12 protein-coding genes and 1 pseudogene are annotated in these 15,374 nt (G+C 57.0%); 10 read left to right on the plus strand and 3 right to left on the minus strand.

The annotated features are described in order from the left end of the window. Window positions 1-11 precede the first annotated feature (11 nt). The 10 genes and pseudogenes from NG99_RS10630 to NG99_RS10670 all read left to right on the plus strand — a co-directional run bounded on the left by NG99_RS10630 (window position 12) and on the right by NG99_RS10670 (window position 8,298). Window positions 12-1,175: an amidohydrolase gene (locus NG99_RS10630; RefSeq protein WP_034892021.1), complete on the plus strand. Its 1,164-nt coding sequence runs from the start codon at window positions 12-14 to the stop codon at window positions 1,173-1,175. A gap of 77 nt (window positions 1,176-1,252) precedes the next feature. Further along, window positions 1,253-2,563 carry an LLM class flavin-dependent oxidoreductase gene (locus NG99_RS10635; RefSeq protein ID WP_034892023.1) on the plus strand — a complete coding sequence of 437 codons (1,311 nt, stop codon included), beginning with the start codon at window positions 1,253-1,255 and terminating at the stop codon, window positions 2,561-2,563. A 14-nt stretch (window positions 2,564-2,577) separates the two neighbouring features. Further along, a complete protein-coding gene (locus tag NG99_RS10640; RefSeq protein ID WP_034892025.1) occupies window positions 2,578-3,519 on the plus strand; it encodes an ABC transporter substrate-binding protein in 942 nt (313 codons plus the stop codon). A 12-nt stretch (window positions 3,520-3,531) separates the two neighbouring features. Further along, window positions 3,532-4,044: a GNAT family N-acetyltransferase gene (locus tag NG99_RS10645; protein WP_034892028.1), complete on the plus strand. Its 513-nt coding sequence runs from the start codon at window positions 3,532-3,534 to the stop codon at window positions 4,042-4,044. A 9-nt stretch (window positions 4,045-4,053) separates the two neighbouring features. After that, window positions 4,054-4,980, plus strand: a complete 927-nt coding sequence (locus tag NG99_RS10650; protein WP_034892030.1) for an amino acid ABC transporter permease — start codon at window positions 4,054-4,056, stop codon at window positions 4,978-4,980. After that, window positions 4,964-5,758, plus strand: a complete 795-nt coding sequence (locus tag NG99_RS10655; protein WP_034892033.1) for an amino acid ABC transporter ATP-binding protein — start codon at window positions 4,964-4,966, stop codon at window positions 5,756-5,758. The genes NG99_RS10650 and NG99_RS10655 overlap by 17 nt, the downstream gene beginning before the upstream one ends. 11 nt (window positions 5,759-5,769) lie before the next feature. Beyond that, on the plus strand, window positions 5,770-6,702 hold the full coding sequence (locus NG99_RS10660) for an ABC transporter substrate-binding protein (protein ID WP_052130647.1): 933 nt from the start codon (window positions 5,770-5,772) through the stop codon (window positions 6,700-6,702). Between the two features lie 213 nt (window positions 6,703-6,915). Continuing rightward, the gene (gene tssD, locus NG99_RS10665) at window positions 6,916-7,395 is read left to right on the plus strand and encodes a type VI secretion system tube protein TssD (protein WP_034892036.1); all 480 of its coding nucleotides are present in this window, start codon (window positions 6,916-6,918) and stop codon (window positions 7,393-7,395) included. Between the two features lie 30 nt (window positions 7,396-7,425). Then, a pseudogene (locus NG99_RS28200) lies at window positions 7,426-7,786 on the plus strand (tlde1 domain-containing protein). After that, a complete protein-coding gene (locus NG99_RS10670; protein ID WP_034892040.1) occupies window positions 7,783-8,298 on the plus strand; it encodes a hypothetical protein in 516 nt (171 codons plus the stop codon). The pseudogene NG99_RS28200 and the gene NG99_RS10670 overlap by 4 nt, the downstream one beginning before the upstream one ends. Before the next feature lie 67 nt (window positions 8,299-8,365). Here NG99_RS10670 and NG99_RS10675 read toward each other — a convergent pair whose 3' ends face one another. Genes NG99_RS10675 through NG99_RS10685 form a run of 3 tightly spaced genes read right to left on the minus strand, consistent with a single transcriptional unit; the run spans window position 8,366 to window position 15,161 of the window. Beyond that, complete coding sequence (locus NG99_RS10675; RefSeq protein WP_034892043.1) at window positions 8,366-10,756, minus strand: virulence factor SrfC family protein; 2,391 nt, start codon at window positions 10,754-10,756, stop codon at window positions 8,366-8,368. Then, window positions 10,753-13,737, minus strand: a complete 2,985-nt coding sequence (locus NG99_RS10680) for a virulence factor SrfB (RefSeq protein ID WP_034892115.1) — start codon at window positions 13,735-13,737, stop codon at window positions 10,753-10,755. The genes NG99_RS10675 and NG99_RS10680 overlap by 4 nt, the downstream gene beginning before the upstream one ends. After that, the gene (locus NG99_RS10685) at window positions 13,737-15,161 is read right to left on the minus strand and encodes an SrfA family protein (protein WP_034892045.1); all 1,425 of its coding nucleotides are present in this window, start codon (window positions 15,159-15,161) and stop codon (window positions 13,737-13,739) included. Before NG99_RS10685 ends, NG99_RS10680 begins: the two co-directional genes overlap by 1 nt. Window positions 15,162-15,374: the final 213 nt, after the last annotated feature.

A 15,374-nucleotide genomic window follows, 5' to 3' on the forward strand; every position in this document is an offset into this window, starting at 1 on the left:
GGAGGTTTATCATGAGGCCTGACGAATCGCAGCTGATTGCATGGCGTCGCGAGCTGCATACCTGGCCGGAGTTGTCTGGTAAGGAGTTTGCGACCACTAAACGATTGCGCGAATGGTTGCAGAATGCCGGTATCCGGCTGCTGGATATTCCGCTGGAGACCGGCGTGGTAGCCGAAATAGGCTCGGGCGAAACGCTGATAGCCCTGAGGGCCGATATTGACGCGCTGCCCATTAATGAAACCAGCGGCGTCCGCTTTCATTCACGTCATCCCGGCATTATGCACGCCTGCGGTCATGACGTTCACAGCGCCGTTATGCTTGGCGCCGCGCTGGAGTTGAAAGCGCTGGAAGCGCAGCTGCCTGGCCGCGTTCGCATTCTGTTCCAACCCGCTGAAGAGATCGCGCTCGGCGCGAAACAGCTGATTGCCGCAGGCATGTTGAAAAACGTGCAGGCGATCTTCGGGATGCATAACGAACCGGGCCTGCCGGTCGGCACTTTTGCCACCCGCAACGGCGCGTTCTACGCCAACGCGGACAAATTTATTATTCGCGTCACGGGTAAGGGCGCGCACGCCGCGCATCCTGAACAGGGCGTGGACGCTATTGTGGTCGCCAGCCAGATTATTCAGGGACTGCAAAGCCTCACCAGCAGGGGCTTTAATACCCTCGATAGCCTGGTGCTGAGCGTCACCCGCATCGACGGCGGAAAAACCTGGAATGTTCTGCCTTCCGGCGTTGAATTTGGCGGCACGGCACGCACTCACGATATGCTGGTCCGGGCCGGACTGGAAGAGAAGGTCCGACAGCTGGTCGGGCAGTTTGCCCTGGCTCATGGCGCAGAAGCCACGCTGAGCTGGCACCCCGGACCGCCAGTGCTGATCAATGATCCTGAATGGGCGCAGTTCAGCTCCGACGTTGCGCAGCTGCTTGGATATCGCGTACGAACGGCCGATCTGCATCTGGGCGGCGAGGATTTCGCTTTCTATCTGCAACACATCCCCGGCGCCTTTGTCAGCATTGGCAGCGCCAGCGACTATGGCCTGCATCACGGCAGCTTCACGCCTGATGAAGCGCTGATTTCCCCGGCGGCACACTACTTTGCCCAGCTGTCGCAGCGGGCCCTTCAACACCTCAGCGCACGATGTTGTGCTTCAACGCCTACCGAAACGCACTAGTTCCTTCCATGACGTCTGAACGAGGGAGCTGACCTCCCTCGTCAGGCTCTGCCGTAGCCAAAAAAGAGAGAATACCCATGACAACAAGACAGCTCCGACTGGGCACCATCCTGCACGGCGCCTCGGGAAATATGTCCGCGTGGCGGCACCCGGTTGCTCAGGCAGATGCCAGCATCAGCTTCGACTATGCCAAAAAGATCGCCCGCAAAGCGGAGCAGGGCAAGCTTGATTTCCTGTTTGTTGCCGACGGTTTATTCATTAACGAGAAATCGATTCCGCATTTCCTCAACCGCTTCGAACCCCTGACGCTGCTTTCTGCGCTGGCGGGCGCTACGGAACATCTTGGCCTGGTCGGCACCGTGTCCACCTCATACAGCGAGCCGTTTACCGTCGCCCGCCAGTTTGCCAGCCTCGATCACCTGAGCGGTGGTCGCGCTGGCTGGAACGTGGTGACCTCGCCGCTGGAAGGATCGGCAAAGAACTTCTCACGCCCACAGCATCCTGAACATGCGCTGCGTTATCGAATTGCTGACGAATACCTGACGGTAGTGAAAGGCCTGTGGGATTCCTGGGAGGAAGGGGCGTTTGTCCGTGATAAAGAGAGCGGCCGGTTCTTTAATCCAGAGAAACTCCACACGCTGGATCACCACGGTGATTTCTTCCAGGTGCAGGGACCGCTAAACATTGAACGCACGCCCCAGGGGCGTCCGGTGATCTTCCAGGCTGGCGCTTCCGAAGACGGCAGGAAGCTGGCCGCGCGTCATGCCGACGCTATTTTTACCCATCAGCCAACGCGGGAAGAGGCGCAGGCGTTTTATCGCGATGTTAAGCAACAGCTGGTCGCAAACGGACGCCAGCCGCAAGATTTGCACATCTTCCAGGGCGTCATCGTGATCGTCGGCGACGATGCGCAGGACGTCGAGCAGCAATATCAGACCACCGCCGCGCTGGTATCGGTTAAAGAGGCGCTCAATTATCTCGGACGCTTCTTCGATCACCACGATTTTTCTCAGTATCCGCTGGATGAACCCTTCCCGGACATTGGCGACATCGGCCAAAACAGCTTCCGCAGCACTACCGATGAGATCAAACGCAAAGCCAGCCAGTTTGGCCATACGCTGCGCCAGGCCGCTCTGGAAGCGGCGACGCCCCGACCGCTGTTTCACGGCACGCCTGAACAGGTGGCCGACGGCCTACAGCTGTGGTTCGAAAGCGAAGCCGCCGATGGCTTCATTATCAACGGCGGCACGCCGGATACCTTCGAACGCTTTGTCGATCGCGTGGTGCCGCTCCTGCAAGCAAGGGGCTTATCGCGCCTTGAGTATCCGGGCAACACCCTGCGCGACAGCTTCGGCCTGCAAAATCCCGTCAATCAGTTCGCACAATAATAAGAGTCTTCGCTATGCAGAAAAATAAAATGATCGTCGCCTTGCTGCTTATTGCCGCAGGGACCAGCAGCTTTGCTGCGGCAGCCGATGTGGCCTTTAACGGCCAGCGCGTCAGCCTTGAAGCCAATAAAACGCCGGTCAATACCGCCAAAAACCCGCAGGCCGTTTCGCAACTGCCTGCGAACCTCCATCTGGCCGTTCCCGGCTCATTCACCGTAGCCGTAGCGGCGCTGAACTCGCCGCCGCTGACGGTATTTTCTGATGACAACAAAACGTTACTCGGCAGCGAGGTGGACATTGCGCGACTGGTGGCCGACAGCCTGGGGCTGAAGCTTAACGTAGTGCCAACCTCGTGGGAGGACTGGCCGCTGGGCGTGGCCTCCGGCAAGTATGACGCGGCTATCACCAACATCACCGTCACCAAAGAGCGTAAAGAGCGGTTTGACTTCGCCACCTACCGCAAAGATTCGCTGGGCTTTTACGTTAAATCCTCCAGCGGCATTCATTCGCTGACCAAAGCGGCGGATATTGCCGGGCTGCGCATCATCGTCGGGTCCGGCACTAACCAGGAAGCGATCCTGCTGGCCTGGGACAAAGAGAACCAGAGCAAAGGGCTGAAGCCCTTTACGCCGGTCTACAGCAAAGATGACGCGGCGCAAACGCTGGCGTTGCAGTCAGGCCGCGCCGACGCCTGGTTTGGCCCCAACGTGATTGGCGCATGGAAATCGGCGCTGACCGGCAAAACGCGGCTGGTTGGCAGCGTGGACGGCGGCTGGCCAAAAGCGGCGCACATCGCCGTTACGCTGAAAAAAGGCAGCGGGCTGGTCGAGCCGGTTAGCATCGCACTCAACGGCGTGATGAAAAACGGGGATTACCAGAAGGTGCTGGACCGCTGGGGAGAAGGGATCGAGCACATCGATCGTTCCGAAATCAACCCGCCGGGGTTGGGCGACTAAGAGGGAAAAAAGATGAGCCACACGCAATTTCGCGAAGTATCACCGGAAGCGCCCGAGCTGCAACCGATTCTTACCGGCCTGTTTGCTGAATATTCTGCCCGCTACGGTGACTATTTTAGCCGCCATCAGGAGGTTGAGTTGACCGAATGGTATCTGCCGCCTAAAGGGCTGTTCATCGTGCTGGAGAAGGAGGGCGAAATCATCGCTATGGGGGCTTACAAACCCTATGACCAGCAGACCGCCGAGCTGAAACGGATCTGGACTCGCGCCGATCTGCGCCGTCAGGGGCTGGCGCTGGTGATAGTGAAAGAACTTGAGCGGCGGGCGCGGCGGGCGGGATATCAGCGGCTTTATCTCACCACCGGTTTCCGCCAGCCTGAGGCCGTGCGCCTGTATAGCGGCCATGGCTATTTGCCGCTGTTCGATCTGAGCGGCGATCTGGAGCGTTACGGCCAGCCGCCTTATGACGGTCGCCTGCGTTTTACCAAAGTGATTGGCGTGTACAACGTCGCTCAGGCCAGCTAAGGAGCAAAGATGGACAGGGTACCGAAACTACAGGTAGTACCTGCGCGCTATCCAGCTCGCACCGTCGGGGCGGTTGTCGCCCTGTTTATTCTGGCAGGCGTCGTTCAATCGGTAGCGCTGAATCCTCGCTGGGAATGGGGCGTGTTTGCCCGCTGGTTTTTTGACCCGGTGATCTTGCAGGGGCTGGGGCAGACGCTGCTGCTGACGCTTTGCGGCACCGTTTTCAGTCTGATTTTCGGCGGGCTGCTGGCGCTGGCGCGGCTCTCATCCTCCTGGCTGTTAAGCAGCCTGGCCTGGGGATATATCTGGCTCTTTCGCTCGCTACCGCTGATTGTGGTGCTGATCATTCTTTATAACTTTTCCTATCTCTACGAAACCCTGTCGATTGGCGTTCCCTTTACCGGGCTGTCCTGGGGGCACTTCCAGACCATTAACGTGCTCGGTCAGTTTCCGGCCGCGGTGATCGGTCTGACGCTGGTGCAGGCAGCCTACAGCGCGGAAATTATTCGCGGGGGTTTCCTTGGCGTGGATGAAGGGCAGTTCGAGGCGGCCTCGGCGCTGGGCCTGTCTGCCTTTCGCCGGACGGTGAGGATTATTCTCCCTCAGGCTTTACGCGCCATTATTCCGACGGCGTTCAACGAAATCATCAGCCTCGCCAAAGGCACCGCCATGGTTTATGTGCTGGCAATGCCGGAACTGTTCTACACCATTCAGATGATCTACAACCGCAATCAGGAAGTGATCCCTTTGCTGATGGTCGGAGCGGCCTGGTATTTGATTATCACTACCGTGCTGTCAGTGATTCAACACAACGTTGAACGCTGGCTGGCGCGCAGCGTCAGCCGTGAGCCAAAACCTTCGGGTTGGCGTCAGTGGCGGACTCGCGTCACCGCAGTTCCCCCTTCAGAGGAGATCGTCCATGTCAGAAGCCATTGATTATCGCAGGCAGAACGCGACCGGCGCGATCAGCATCACCGGCGTCAGCAAAAGTTTCGGCAGACATAAAGCGCTGGATAACGTCTCGCTGACGCTGGAACCCGGCTCGGTGACGGTGATCCTCGGGCCTTCAGGCTCGGGAAAATCCACCTTACTGCGCACGATTAACCATCTCGAACGCGTGGACGAGGGGTTTATCCGTATTGACGGCGAGTACATCGGCTACCAGCTGCGCGGCGACAAGCTTTATGAACTGAAGGAGAAGGCGATCCTGCGTCAGCGCATCAACGTCGGCTATGTCTTCCAGAACTTTAATTTATTCCCGCACATGACCGTACTGAACAACCTGATCGAAGCGCCCATCGCCCACCGGCAGCTCTCCAAATCGGCGGCGATTGCGCGTGCAGGGGAGCTGCTGGACATTGTCGGCCTGCGCCATAAAGCACAGGCCTGGCCGCGTCACCTCTCTGGCGGTCAGCAACAGCGCGTCGCGATTGCCCGCGCGCTGATGCTCAACCCACGGGTAATGTTGTTCGATGAACCCACCTCCGCGCTCGATCCTGAGCTGGTCAGTGAAGTTCTCGACGTCATTAAGAAGCTGGCCCGCTCCGGCACCACGCTGGTCATTGTCACCCATGAGATCGGTTTCGCGCGGGAAGTCGCTGACAGCGTGGTTTTTATGGACGAGGGAAAAATCGTTGAGCAGGGCAGCAGCAGCCAGGTCCTGAACAACGCGCGCCATGAACGAACGCGCCGTTTCCTGGCGCGCGTGCTGTGAGGAGCCGACAAATGAGCCATCTAAAAACCTCGCCGCCGCGCATATGGGGCGGGGTCTTGCTGACCGCCAGCCTGCTGCTTGGTGGCGTTAACGCGCTGGCGGATGAAAAGTTAGCGTCCACTAACAATGAAACGCCACTCCATGCGCCGGTCAATCCCGAGGCGCAAAGCAAAATCCCGGCAAATTTCCATTTTATTGAGCCGGGAACCTTAACCGTAGCGACGTCGGCCACCAATTCCCCGCCGCTGGCTCTGCTGGCATCGGACAATAAAACCCGCATTGGCAGCGATCCTGACATTGCGCAACTGTTAGCCGACAGTCTCGGACTGAAGCTGAAGCTGGTGCCGGCCTCCTGGGAAGACTGGCCGCTGGGGATTGTAGCCGGGCGCTACGATGTGGCGATGTTTAATATTGCCGTAACGGAGGAGCGCAAAAAGAAATTTGATTTCGCCACCTACCGGGCCGATAACCACGCTTTCTCGGTGAAAAAGGAGAGTGCGATTACCTCGATTCACACGGCGGAAGAGGTGGCGGGTAAACGCATTATCGTGGCGTCAGGAACCAATCAGGAGCGAATTTTACTCGGCTGGGACCAGCAGAATCGCGAGAAGGGGTTGCCGCCGGTTCAGCCGATCTACCTGGCGGATGACGCCTCGGCCACGCTTTATTTGCTCTCCGGTCGGGCCGATGCGCTGTTTGGTCCGCATTCCGTCGCGGCCTGGAAAGCGGCCTCGCGTGGGCAAACCAAACTGGTTGGCACCGGGCCATTTCGTGCCTGGGTAGCGGTCACCACGAAGAAAGGGAACGGACTGGCGCCAGCGCTGCAAGCGGCGCTGGATGGCGTCATTGCGGGCGGGCAGTATCAGCAGGTTCTGCAACGCTGGGGCGAGCAGGAGGAAGCCATCAGCCAGTCGCAGGTGAATCCACCGGGGATTGTTTATTAGCGGTTTATTGTATTAAGAGGCGATCTTTTATCTGTCGCCAGGTTGAGAAGACAGGCACTTTCCGCGCTACCCGTTTTCGGCTGGAAAGTGGTTAGCATGAGAATATGCGTGCTTGTCTACATAACTGAGCATTTACGATTGATTTGCTGTAAGTAACCTGACTAAATTACCTTGTATTGTTTAATGGAATTTTTACTTACATGGAGCGTTCCTATGGCAATTCCTGTTTATCTTTGGCTTTACGATGAAGCTGGGAATCTGATAAAAGGGCCCGTTGAGGTGGCCGGTCGTGAACATAGTATCGAAGTTATAGCATTACGCCATATGATCGATATCCCCACTGATGACAATACCGGTAAGATCACCGGTGCACGCAGACATCAACCTTTTAGTTTCGATAAAGAAACAGATTCAACTTCCACGCATTTATATAAAGCGCTAACCACAGGTAAAAACCTTAAATCTGCTGAATTTAAGTTTTATCGTATAAATGATGCTGGTCAGGAGGCGCACTATTATTCAGTTATTCTTAAATGCGTAAAAGTCGAATCAATTATCTCAGCTATGTATGATATCAAGGATATATATAGCGAAGGTAAAAATCACCTTGAATTTATTGACTTTGACTATGAAAAAATAACGTGGAATTATGTTGATGGTAACATTTTTCACTCTGACATCCGGAATGGATGAACAGCAATTTAACTTAATGGACTATTTATTATGACATGGACTTACAAACAAAGCGCAGGTGAACTTTTTCATAACGGAAAATTCATTGACAAGGGGATATTCTGGCCGAATGACAAATAAAAACAACCCTGACCGCCAGCAAGTTAAAGGGTTAGGGCCATTACCAAGAGGGAGTTACCGTATTACAGGAAAAACAAATTCTAAAGGCCCAATGACGATTGTTCTCGTTCAAAGTTCGGGAGTAAGCTTCGGCAGAACAGCTTTCCGTATCCATGGTGAAAAAATTGAAGGAGTACCGGGTTGGGCTTCAGAAGGATGTATTATTATTGGTCCGGCAACGCGCAGACGTATAATTGACTCGAACGATAAAGTTCTGGAAGTTATAAGATGATACAGATCAATAAATACTTTTTCATCCCGTTAATTTACATTGGGGTATGCCACGCTTCAGCAGATATATCCAGTGAAATTGATTTAAAAAAACTTGTACAATGTGTGAATAATGGCAATAATTCCTGTCTGGAAAAAATCCCTCACAATACTAAGAGGCTAAATTTTGAACAAAGCATTATATTAAGAAATGCCCTGGTACATTCACTCATCAAATCACCCTCTGCAACAATTGATGTTCTAAATAGTATTGATAAAGAGACTGCCAGAACGGGCCATTCATTTATCAGAGATAATTATGGCACGGATATAGTCTGTGCTTATATGATCAACAGTAACAAATATGACAGGGAGTCTTTTTTTAAATACTATTCAATAGTCAAAAATAAACTTGAAAAAACGGGTGGTAAGGGAAAAACCTGTCTGGACATTATGAAATCTTCAGTAGAAGAAACAGTCTATGAAGAAAAGAGGGGGGAAATGAAGTGGGGAAAAGAAAAATATCCCTTCTGAGATTGTTAAATGAAAGAGATGCACCTTCAGGTACACCTCTGTTATCGGGACTATCGGGCATAGCCAGTCAGTCAATCGCCTTAAGAATGGCGGCCAGCTGTTCGCGGTGTTCGCCGTCAATTTCACGGGCGGCGGAGTAGCCCGCATTTTGCAAAATCATTTCGTTCAGCCCCACCAGCCAGTCATAAATATACCAGGCCGCATAATTATTCGGCTTCAGGTCGAGCCTGGTCAGCCTCTGACCTGGGCCAAGGCTGGCGGTCTGGGTTTCCGGCTTGGCGAAGATCTTTTTGCCCCGGTTAATTTTACTGTCCGGCCGTTCGGCCTCCGGCAGGTGCAGGAAACCAAGCCAGGCGACAAAATCGCCCATTACGCTGAGCGCTCTGGAAACCTGGCAATCGGCCATCATCTCCGGCGGCGTGCCGGGCGCTTCAGGATCGGTGAGCATTTTTACCAGCGAGGCCTCAATTTCAAGACGGATGCTGGCGGTGACCAGCTCTTCAGTCAGCATTTCCAGCGTAGGCTTACTGACGCCAAGCAGCTCAAGCAGCGCGCCCTGATCGGGCAACTGACGGAGTGAGTTGATCCAGTGACGATAAACCTGCTGCGCAAACGCCGCTTCAGGCTCATCCGACGCGCCGTTTTCCGGGGTGCTGCTCCGATCCGCCAGCGGATCGTCGCTCAGCAAATCGATACTCATGCCAATGCCGAAAGGATCCTCTTCGCTAAGGGTGAATTCTTCCACCAGCGGACGTTCCCCCGGATTCTGGCGCTGAAGGAACAGATGGCGCAGCGTTTCGCGGGAAGGGAGCAGCCGCTCCAGCAGTTCACCGTGAACGCCGGTACGCGCCTGCAAGGCTTTCAGCAGCGTTCCGGCAATCCTCAGCCGCGCCTGCGGCTCCTCTTTCTCCGATGCCAGATACCAACGGCCCAGCAGGTTGTCGCTAAGTTCACGGCGGATCTCGGCACTCTGCTCCTGCAATCTGGCCAGTTTAGCCTCACGATGAACCTCGGTCATCAGCCAGCCCGCCATACGCCTGACGCCTTTTTCATCCATTGCCAGCATCGAACCCCAGGCATCGCCCGGATTGCCGACGTAGCGCTGTACGGCGGCGTCGAAACTCTGTCCGCGAGTAATACGCTGATCGAACGGCGTCAACGCCCAGATCAGTCCCGGCTTGCGGCCGCTGCGAACCTGAGCATTTTCACCCTGTGTTTGCTTCACCCAGTTATCCAGCACGCGACCGACGGCACGCGTTTCCGACCGGTGACCGACGGCGCTGCACACCATCAGCAGACTAACATCCTGACGCTCTGCCGCGCGGGTTAACAGGAAAGGGCGCTTGGCGCTGATAAAAGCCAGCGCCAGCTGGTGGTGTGGGTCATCGGGCAGCACGTCCGGCTCATCAAAGCCTGGATAGTCCAGCAGATCCACCTGTTCAAACAGCGTTTCGCGTGGGCTGCTGTACAGCGGCATCAGTACTTCACGGCCCAGCAGCGCCAGCTCAGCCAGCGCGAGGTTGACGGGCTGAAGGCTACGCCCATTATGCTGCGGCACCACCTGGATCACCCGATCGGATGAGGCGTTGAAGTCGCGCAGGCCGTTGCAGTTCAATACGCTCTGCGTGGCGTCGTCCAGTACGGAGAGCGGAGCCAGCACGCCCGGTACGCAGGAGACATGGTGTAGAACGTGCGCCAGTTGGCGATAGAGGGCGGTCAGTTCACGATCCTCATTCCACAACAGCGAGAACAGCCTGGCGCGGTCGTCCACGCCAAGCAGCGGCGCCAGCTCTACGGCCAGCGGCCAGAAATGGGCATCCAGCGCTTTGCTGACGCAGAGTTGGGCGCTGCTGAGCCGATCCCATAGCGCCACCACATCACAGGCGTTCATGCCGTCGATCGCCTGCGGCTGACGGTACATCGCCAGCGTTTTCAGCCGCTCGGCGATCTGCTGCTCATCCAGCGAGGCCGACTGGTGGCCGCTGCGGCGCGCCCAGAGGTCCGCCAGAATCGCGACCAGCTCCTCTTCGCTTAGCAGCGACAGCTGAACCGGCCACTCGTTATCCACCCGCGCCTGTTGACCGCTGTAGCGAACCACCATGGTGCCGGTCTGCTGCTGAGGATTCAACTGGCGATACTCCAGCACCGAACTGCCAAGCGCCAGCTCCATTTTGCCTTTCTCACTGGCGGCCAGCGCGGTAATCAGATAAGACTTTCCCGCCTGCGCCAGGCCAAAGAAGCCAATCGCGCACTCTTTGCCGACGGCTTCCAGCAGGTTGCCTGCTTTGTTGCGCTGTCGTTGCAGCCTGACGCTCAGACGATCGGCTTCCATATTGAGGCGCGGCGCGGTCTCGCGGGCGCTGTCCAGCCAGGCGACCGACCGTTCGATACCTTTGGTCAGGGCTTCGAGTTTTCTGCCGAAGGCACCCGACAACTGTTTAGGCGTCAAGGGTTTCATTTCTTGTATACGCTCCCACTGTCAATCCAGTAATGGGTTAATCCCGAACCGCTGCTGGCTAAGGTATTCAGCTTTAGCCGCAAATGTTCCAGCGGTACGCGGCTACCGTCATCCAGGGTGGCGTCGGTAATTTCAAACCGTTCCGGGCCATACTCACCGCTGTCTTTGGCTACAGCCAGCCTGATTTTCAACACCTTATCGCCCGCCACGCGGCGTGCCAGCTGCGGGTCGGCAATCGACAGCGTGTAGAGCGGAGAAGCGGGCCAGCGGTCATTATCCAACTGGCGAAAGCCGAGCGTCAGCGCGCCGCGCACCTGGAATCGCTGGCGGGCATCGAGGCTGAATGTCTCCTCGTCCAGATCGATATCACCGTACCAGACATTATCGCTGCTCAGCGCACCGTTGCTGTCCAGCATTCCCAGATAGCGGATGGTGGAATAGGGCTGGAAATCCCCGGCCTTAAACCAGAAGTTCGCGAGGCGCAGGTCAAGCGACAGCAGGCAAAGCATTGCGCCGACCGCAGCGGTAGATTTCGGGTTCTCAATACGCCCCTGTTTATTAAACGGATACCAGTCGTTAGTGTGATAGCCGTCGAGCGACAGGATGCGGCTTACCGGCAGCGGCTGCAAATGGCGGAACAGGGCCTGAACGCCAGGGAAGCGAGAGGGGCGCCCCGTCAGCAGCAGGACGTCGCAATCATAGACGGCCACCACTTCGGCCATTGAACGCAGACTGTGGGTAATGTTCATGCGCGGTGACAGGAACTCGGCGTGCAGTTTGCTCAGCTTGACCACCAGCGGCACGCGCAAAATGTTGAACTCTTCGGCTTCGCCCGGCAGCTCACGCTGGATTTCGCGGTTGATGTAGTCCAGCAGCTTGCTGGTTGGCGGCAGCGCCAGCAACTCTTCGAAGCGGGCATCCACCTCAGCGTTCAGCTCCAGCGGATCGAACCTTTCGTAGGCTTCAAGGATCGCCTGTCCAACCGGGATAAAGAGTTGCAGCGTCACCTGCTGGCGCAGCGTGGAATGCCCATCGAGCCGGCCTTCATGACCAAACAGTCGGGTCATCACGCCTTCCGGGTTAACCATTCCGGCCTGCTTAAACGCGGCCTGAAGGGCGGGCAGCACATAGAGCTGGATCACGTCCAGCAGGATATCGTCGCCAGCCTGTTTAAACCCTTCACGGAACAGCAGACGAGGCATTATTTTTACGTTGTTGCCGACACCGTCATCGAGGCGATATTGCGTAATTGCGAGGTCGGTGGTGCCGCCGCCAATATCGATCGAGGCAATGCGCAGCGTTTTGCCCGGCGGTTCGTCCACCGCGCGGGCGCGATCCGGGCGAGCCATGCTGACAAAGAACGCCTCGGCGCGGCCGCCGAAGTTAACCTGGGTTTCGTTATACAGGTAAACCATCTGGCCGCAGGTCGCTTCATCCCACTCCATCTGTACCTCCGGCACCGGCACCGTGCTTTTTGCCTTGTCTTTGGCGCTGGTAAAGTCCTCGTCTGCCGGATGCCAACCCATCGCTTTCCACACCAGCGCGATGGCTTCGTTCATCCGGCGGCGGAAAATTTCCCGCTCCGGCTTCGGCATGGCGGAAGGCAGCGTCAGGATAATGTGACGAAGCTGGCGCGGGGCGCTGCTGTGCAGCATTTTCTGGCGCTGCGCCGCGCTGTTCATCTGCATCAGCGCCTGGGCAAGCAGCTCGGAGAGCATGAAGCTCATGACCGAGCTGCGGCTGTACTGCGGCGAGAACACCGGCAGCCGCTCATCCAGCGGCTGGTTGTAAAGCGGCTGACCGTCGTCATTCACCAGGTTTGTCATTGGCGCGGCGGTAGCCAGCGGTTCCAGGGTGGCATTGCCTGGCGTGCGGCTGAAGCGCCAGCCCGGCGTATAGCTCTCTTCATCCCACAGATAGCGGCGCGGGCTGGAGATGCCGGTTGCGCCTTCGGTTCCCAGACGCTGAAGCGCCAGGTGGCTGGCCTCACGGCCTACGCGGGTGATCGAGGGCCAGATAAAGGCGTCATCGCGGCCGCTCTCCACCGAGAAGTTCTGCTTGCCGAAGGAGGCCTGAGCGAACTCCACGCGACTTTCAAACAGCTCGTTATATAGCTGGTGCGGCGCGCTGAGATTGCGCAGATGCAGCTCATAGGTGTGCTTAAGGCCATGATGATCGTCGACGTGATCCTCTACCATGATCCCGCAGGTATGGGAGTTGCCGACGTCAAGGATCAGGTCGACCGGCACGGCTGGCTCCTGCAAGGTGGCCGCGCTGATTTTCAGCTCTGGCAGAGAGAGCTGATGCCCAAGCATATGCAAAATATTCAGGTAGTGCGCCTGATATTCAAATTCGCGCAGGGCGGTACGAATATTTACCTGGGGACGCTGCTCAACGTTTGTCGCTTGTTGGGTAAACACTTCGCGCAGCCAGCCGTCAATCCAGGTATGGTCGAGGAATTCGCCCAGTTCGTTGCTGCGGTGGGCTAAAGCGAAGCTGACGCCGTTTTTCACGTCGCTTTCATTCAGCGCCAGCGACTCATCTTCCCCTTCGGCCCAGACGCGGGTTTCAAAGGCCAGGCATACGCGATGCGTGTTGCCATTGGCGTCGGGCTTATCCAGCGCGATAATCTGCAAACGCGCCCAGTTATCCGGACCACCGATAAAGGTGCGGGGCGGGTTGAAGCGGAAAAAGGGCAGCGGCAGCCAGATGCCATTCAGCAGCCTGAGCGACTGCGAGAGGGGGAAGCTGAACTCTGGCTTAACCACTTCCGGCGTGGTGCCAGCGTTGACCGGCAGCAAATACTTGCCATTTTGCGCGTTAAAGTTCAGGCGCAGCAGAGGACCGTTAGCGGTCTGGCGGACAAAGCTTCCCGGCAGATCGTCATCAGGCTCCGGCGTCAGGGCAAAGTCAAGGAACTGAATTCCGCTGTTCTGGATCAGCGTCATGTTCGGTTTAAAATCAGCGATCGTCGCCAGCATCATGATTTACTCTCGCGCTTTATCGTCATCGGTAACACCGTACTGGCGTCGTACTGACCGCTACAGACTGCGGCGCCAGCGGTTCCCTGGCTACATACCAGCTCTGGCATCTGATAGCGGGAGCCGTCGCTGCATTTGGCTTTTGTGCGGGTATTGATCACCAGGTTGCCGGACTTCATCAGGCCCGCATAGACATCCACGCGGCAGCTGACGCCGTCACCGTGAGTGATTTTGGCGCTGCCTTTGCCGTTCTTCAGCTGATAGCGCAGGCTGGGTGGCTTCCCGGTAATGGGGTATTTTCCGCCGACCATGACTCGCCAGCTGCCGTTGAGGAATTTGGTTGAACCGAGTTTCACCTGGTCCGCAGGCAGGACTAAATCGTCTTTGGCGGCAGGGGGCACGTCTGCCGCTGGCGGCTGAGCCGGAGCCTCTGGGGCATTTTCGACGGCGGCTGGAACCGTTTCAACCTGAGACGGGGCCGGACTGACGCTGGCTGTGGCGACCGGCAGCGTAGCTGTGGATGCCGGCGACGTGCTGACCTCAGGTGCAGGCGCCGCATTCGTCGGAGCCTCCGTTTTGGCCGCTGGCGCCTCGGTTTGTGCCGTTTCTGCCGCCGCTGGCTCTGTTTCTTTCACTTCCGGCGGAGTTTGCATAACGGCTTCAGGCTGGGAAATGTAGCCTTTGAGCTGTACGCCAAAGGCGATTAGCAGGGCGGCGGCAGGCAGCATCCAGCCGTAGCGGATCAGATTACTTTTCGTCGCGGGTGCCTTGGTTACAGGCACAGCTGGAGCAGTGATCACCGGCGCATCTGGCGCGGGCGCGGCGGGTTCTGGCTGAGGTTCAGCGACGACGGGGGCCGGTACGGCAACCGAAACGGCAGGGGGCGCCACCGGAGCGACCACGGCGGCAAGCTTTGACAAGTTAAGCGGCGGCTCATCGTGCTCCTGCGGACGCAGGCAGTCCAGCGCATCCTGACGAGATTTTTTCTCCAGGCTGACAAAGCCCCAGAAGGTGATCACCGGCTTGCCGCCGACCAGATAAACAAAATTCTGGTCGGGGAATTGCAGCGCCTTAGCGAGCAGGGCGCCAAACAGCTTCTGACTGTTTTTCTCCGACTGCTGCGCCTTGCGGCACATTTCAGCAACGGCCTGCTGGCACGCCGTCAGCTGGTTCAACGCGTGACCGCGCGCGTTTTCGCTGGCGGCGGCCCAGGAAATGACCTTACCGGAAACCGGTGAGTACCAGTCCAGGCGATCGCCAGCATCATTAGGTTGGGGAATAGCCAGGCAGTCGGCAATCTGCGGCTGCTTTCTCAGCCGCAGCGTTTCCCGCAGTTGCAGGGCCGACAGGTACACTGGCTGGCCGTTCTCACCAAGAGGCAGAACGGCATCCAGACTTCCGCTGCGTAAAAATGATTTTGCCACGCAATAAAGACCTTCTAGTCAGAAGTGGAAAGCAAAGTACTCTCCAGCGTGTCGCTATTGTAGTGGAATTTGACTTAACGCTAAGGCGGAAATAAGAGGGTAAACAGGGGATTAATTTGGCAATAGAATGACTTTCTTCCCGGCTTGTCGGCGCGGCCTGAAGTCTGAACAGGCGCGGCCAGCGCGCGTTAAGGCGCTTTATGTGACATTGTC

The sequence above is a fragment of the Erwinia typographi genome (assembly GCF_000773975.1).
In the GTDB taxonomy this organism is placed as follows: domain Bacteria; phylum Pseudomonadota; class Gammaproteobacteria; order Enterobacterales; family Enterobacteriaceae; genus Erwinia; species Erwinia typographi.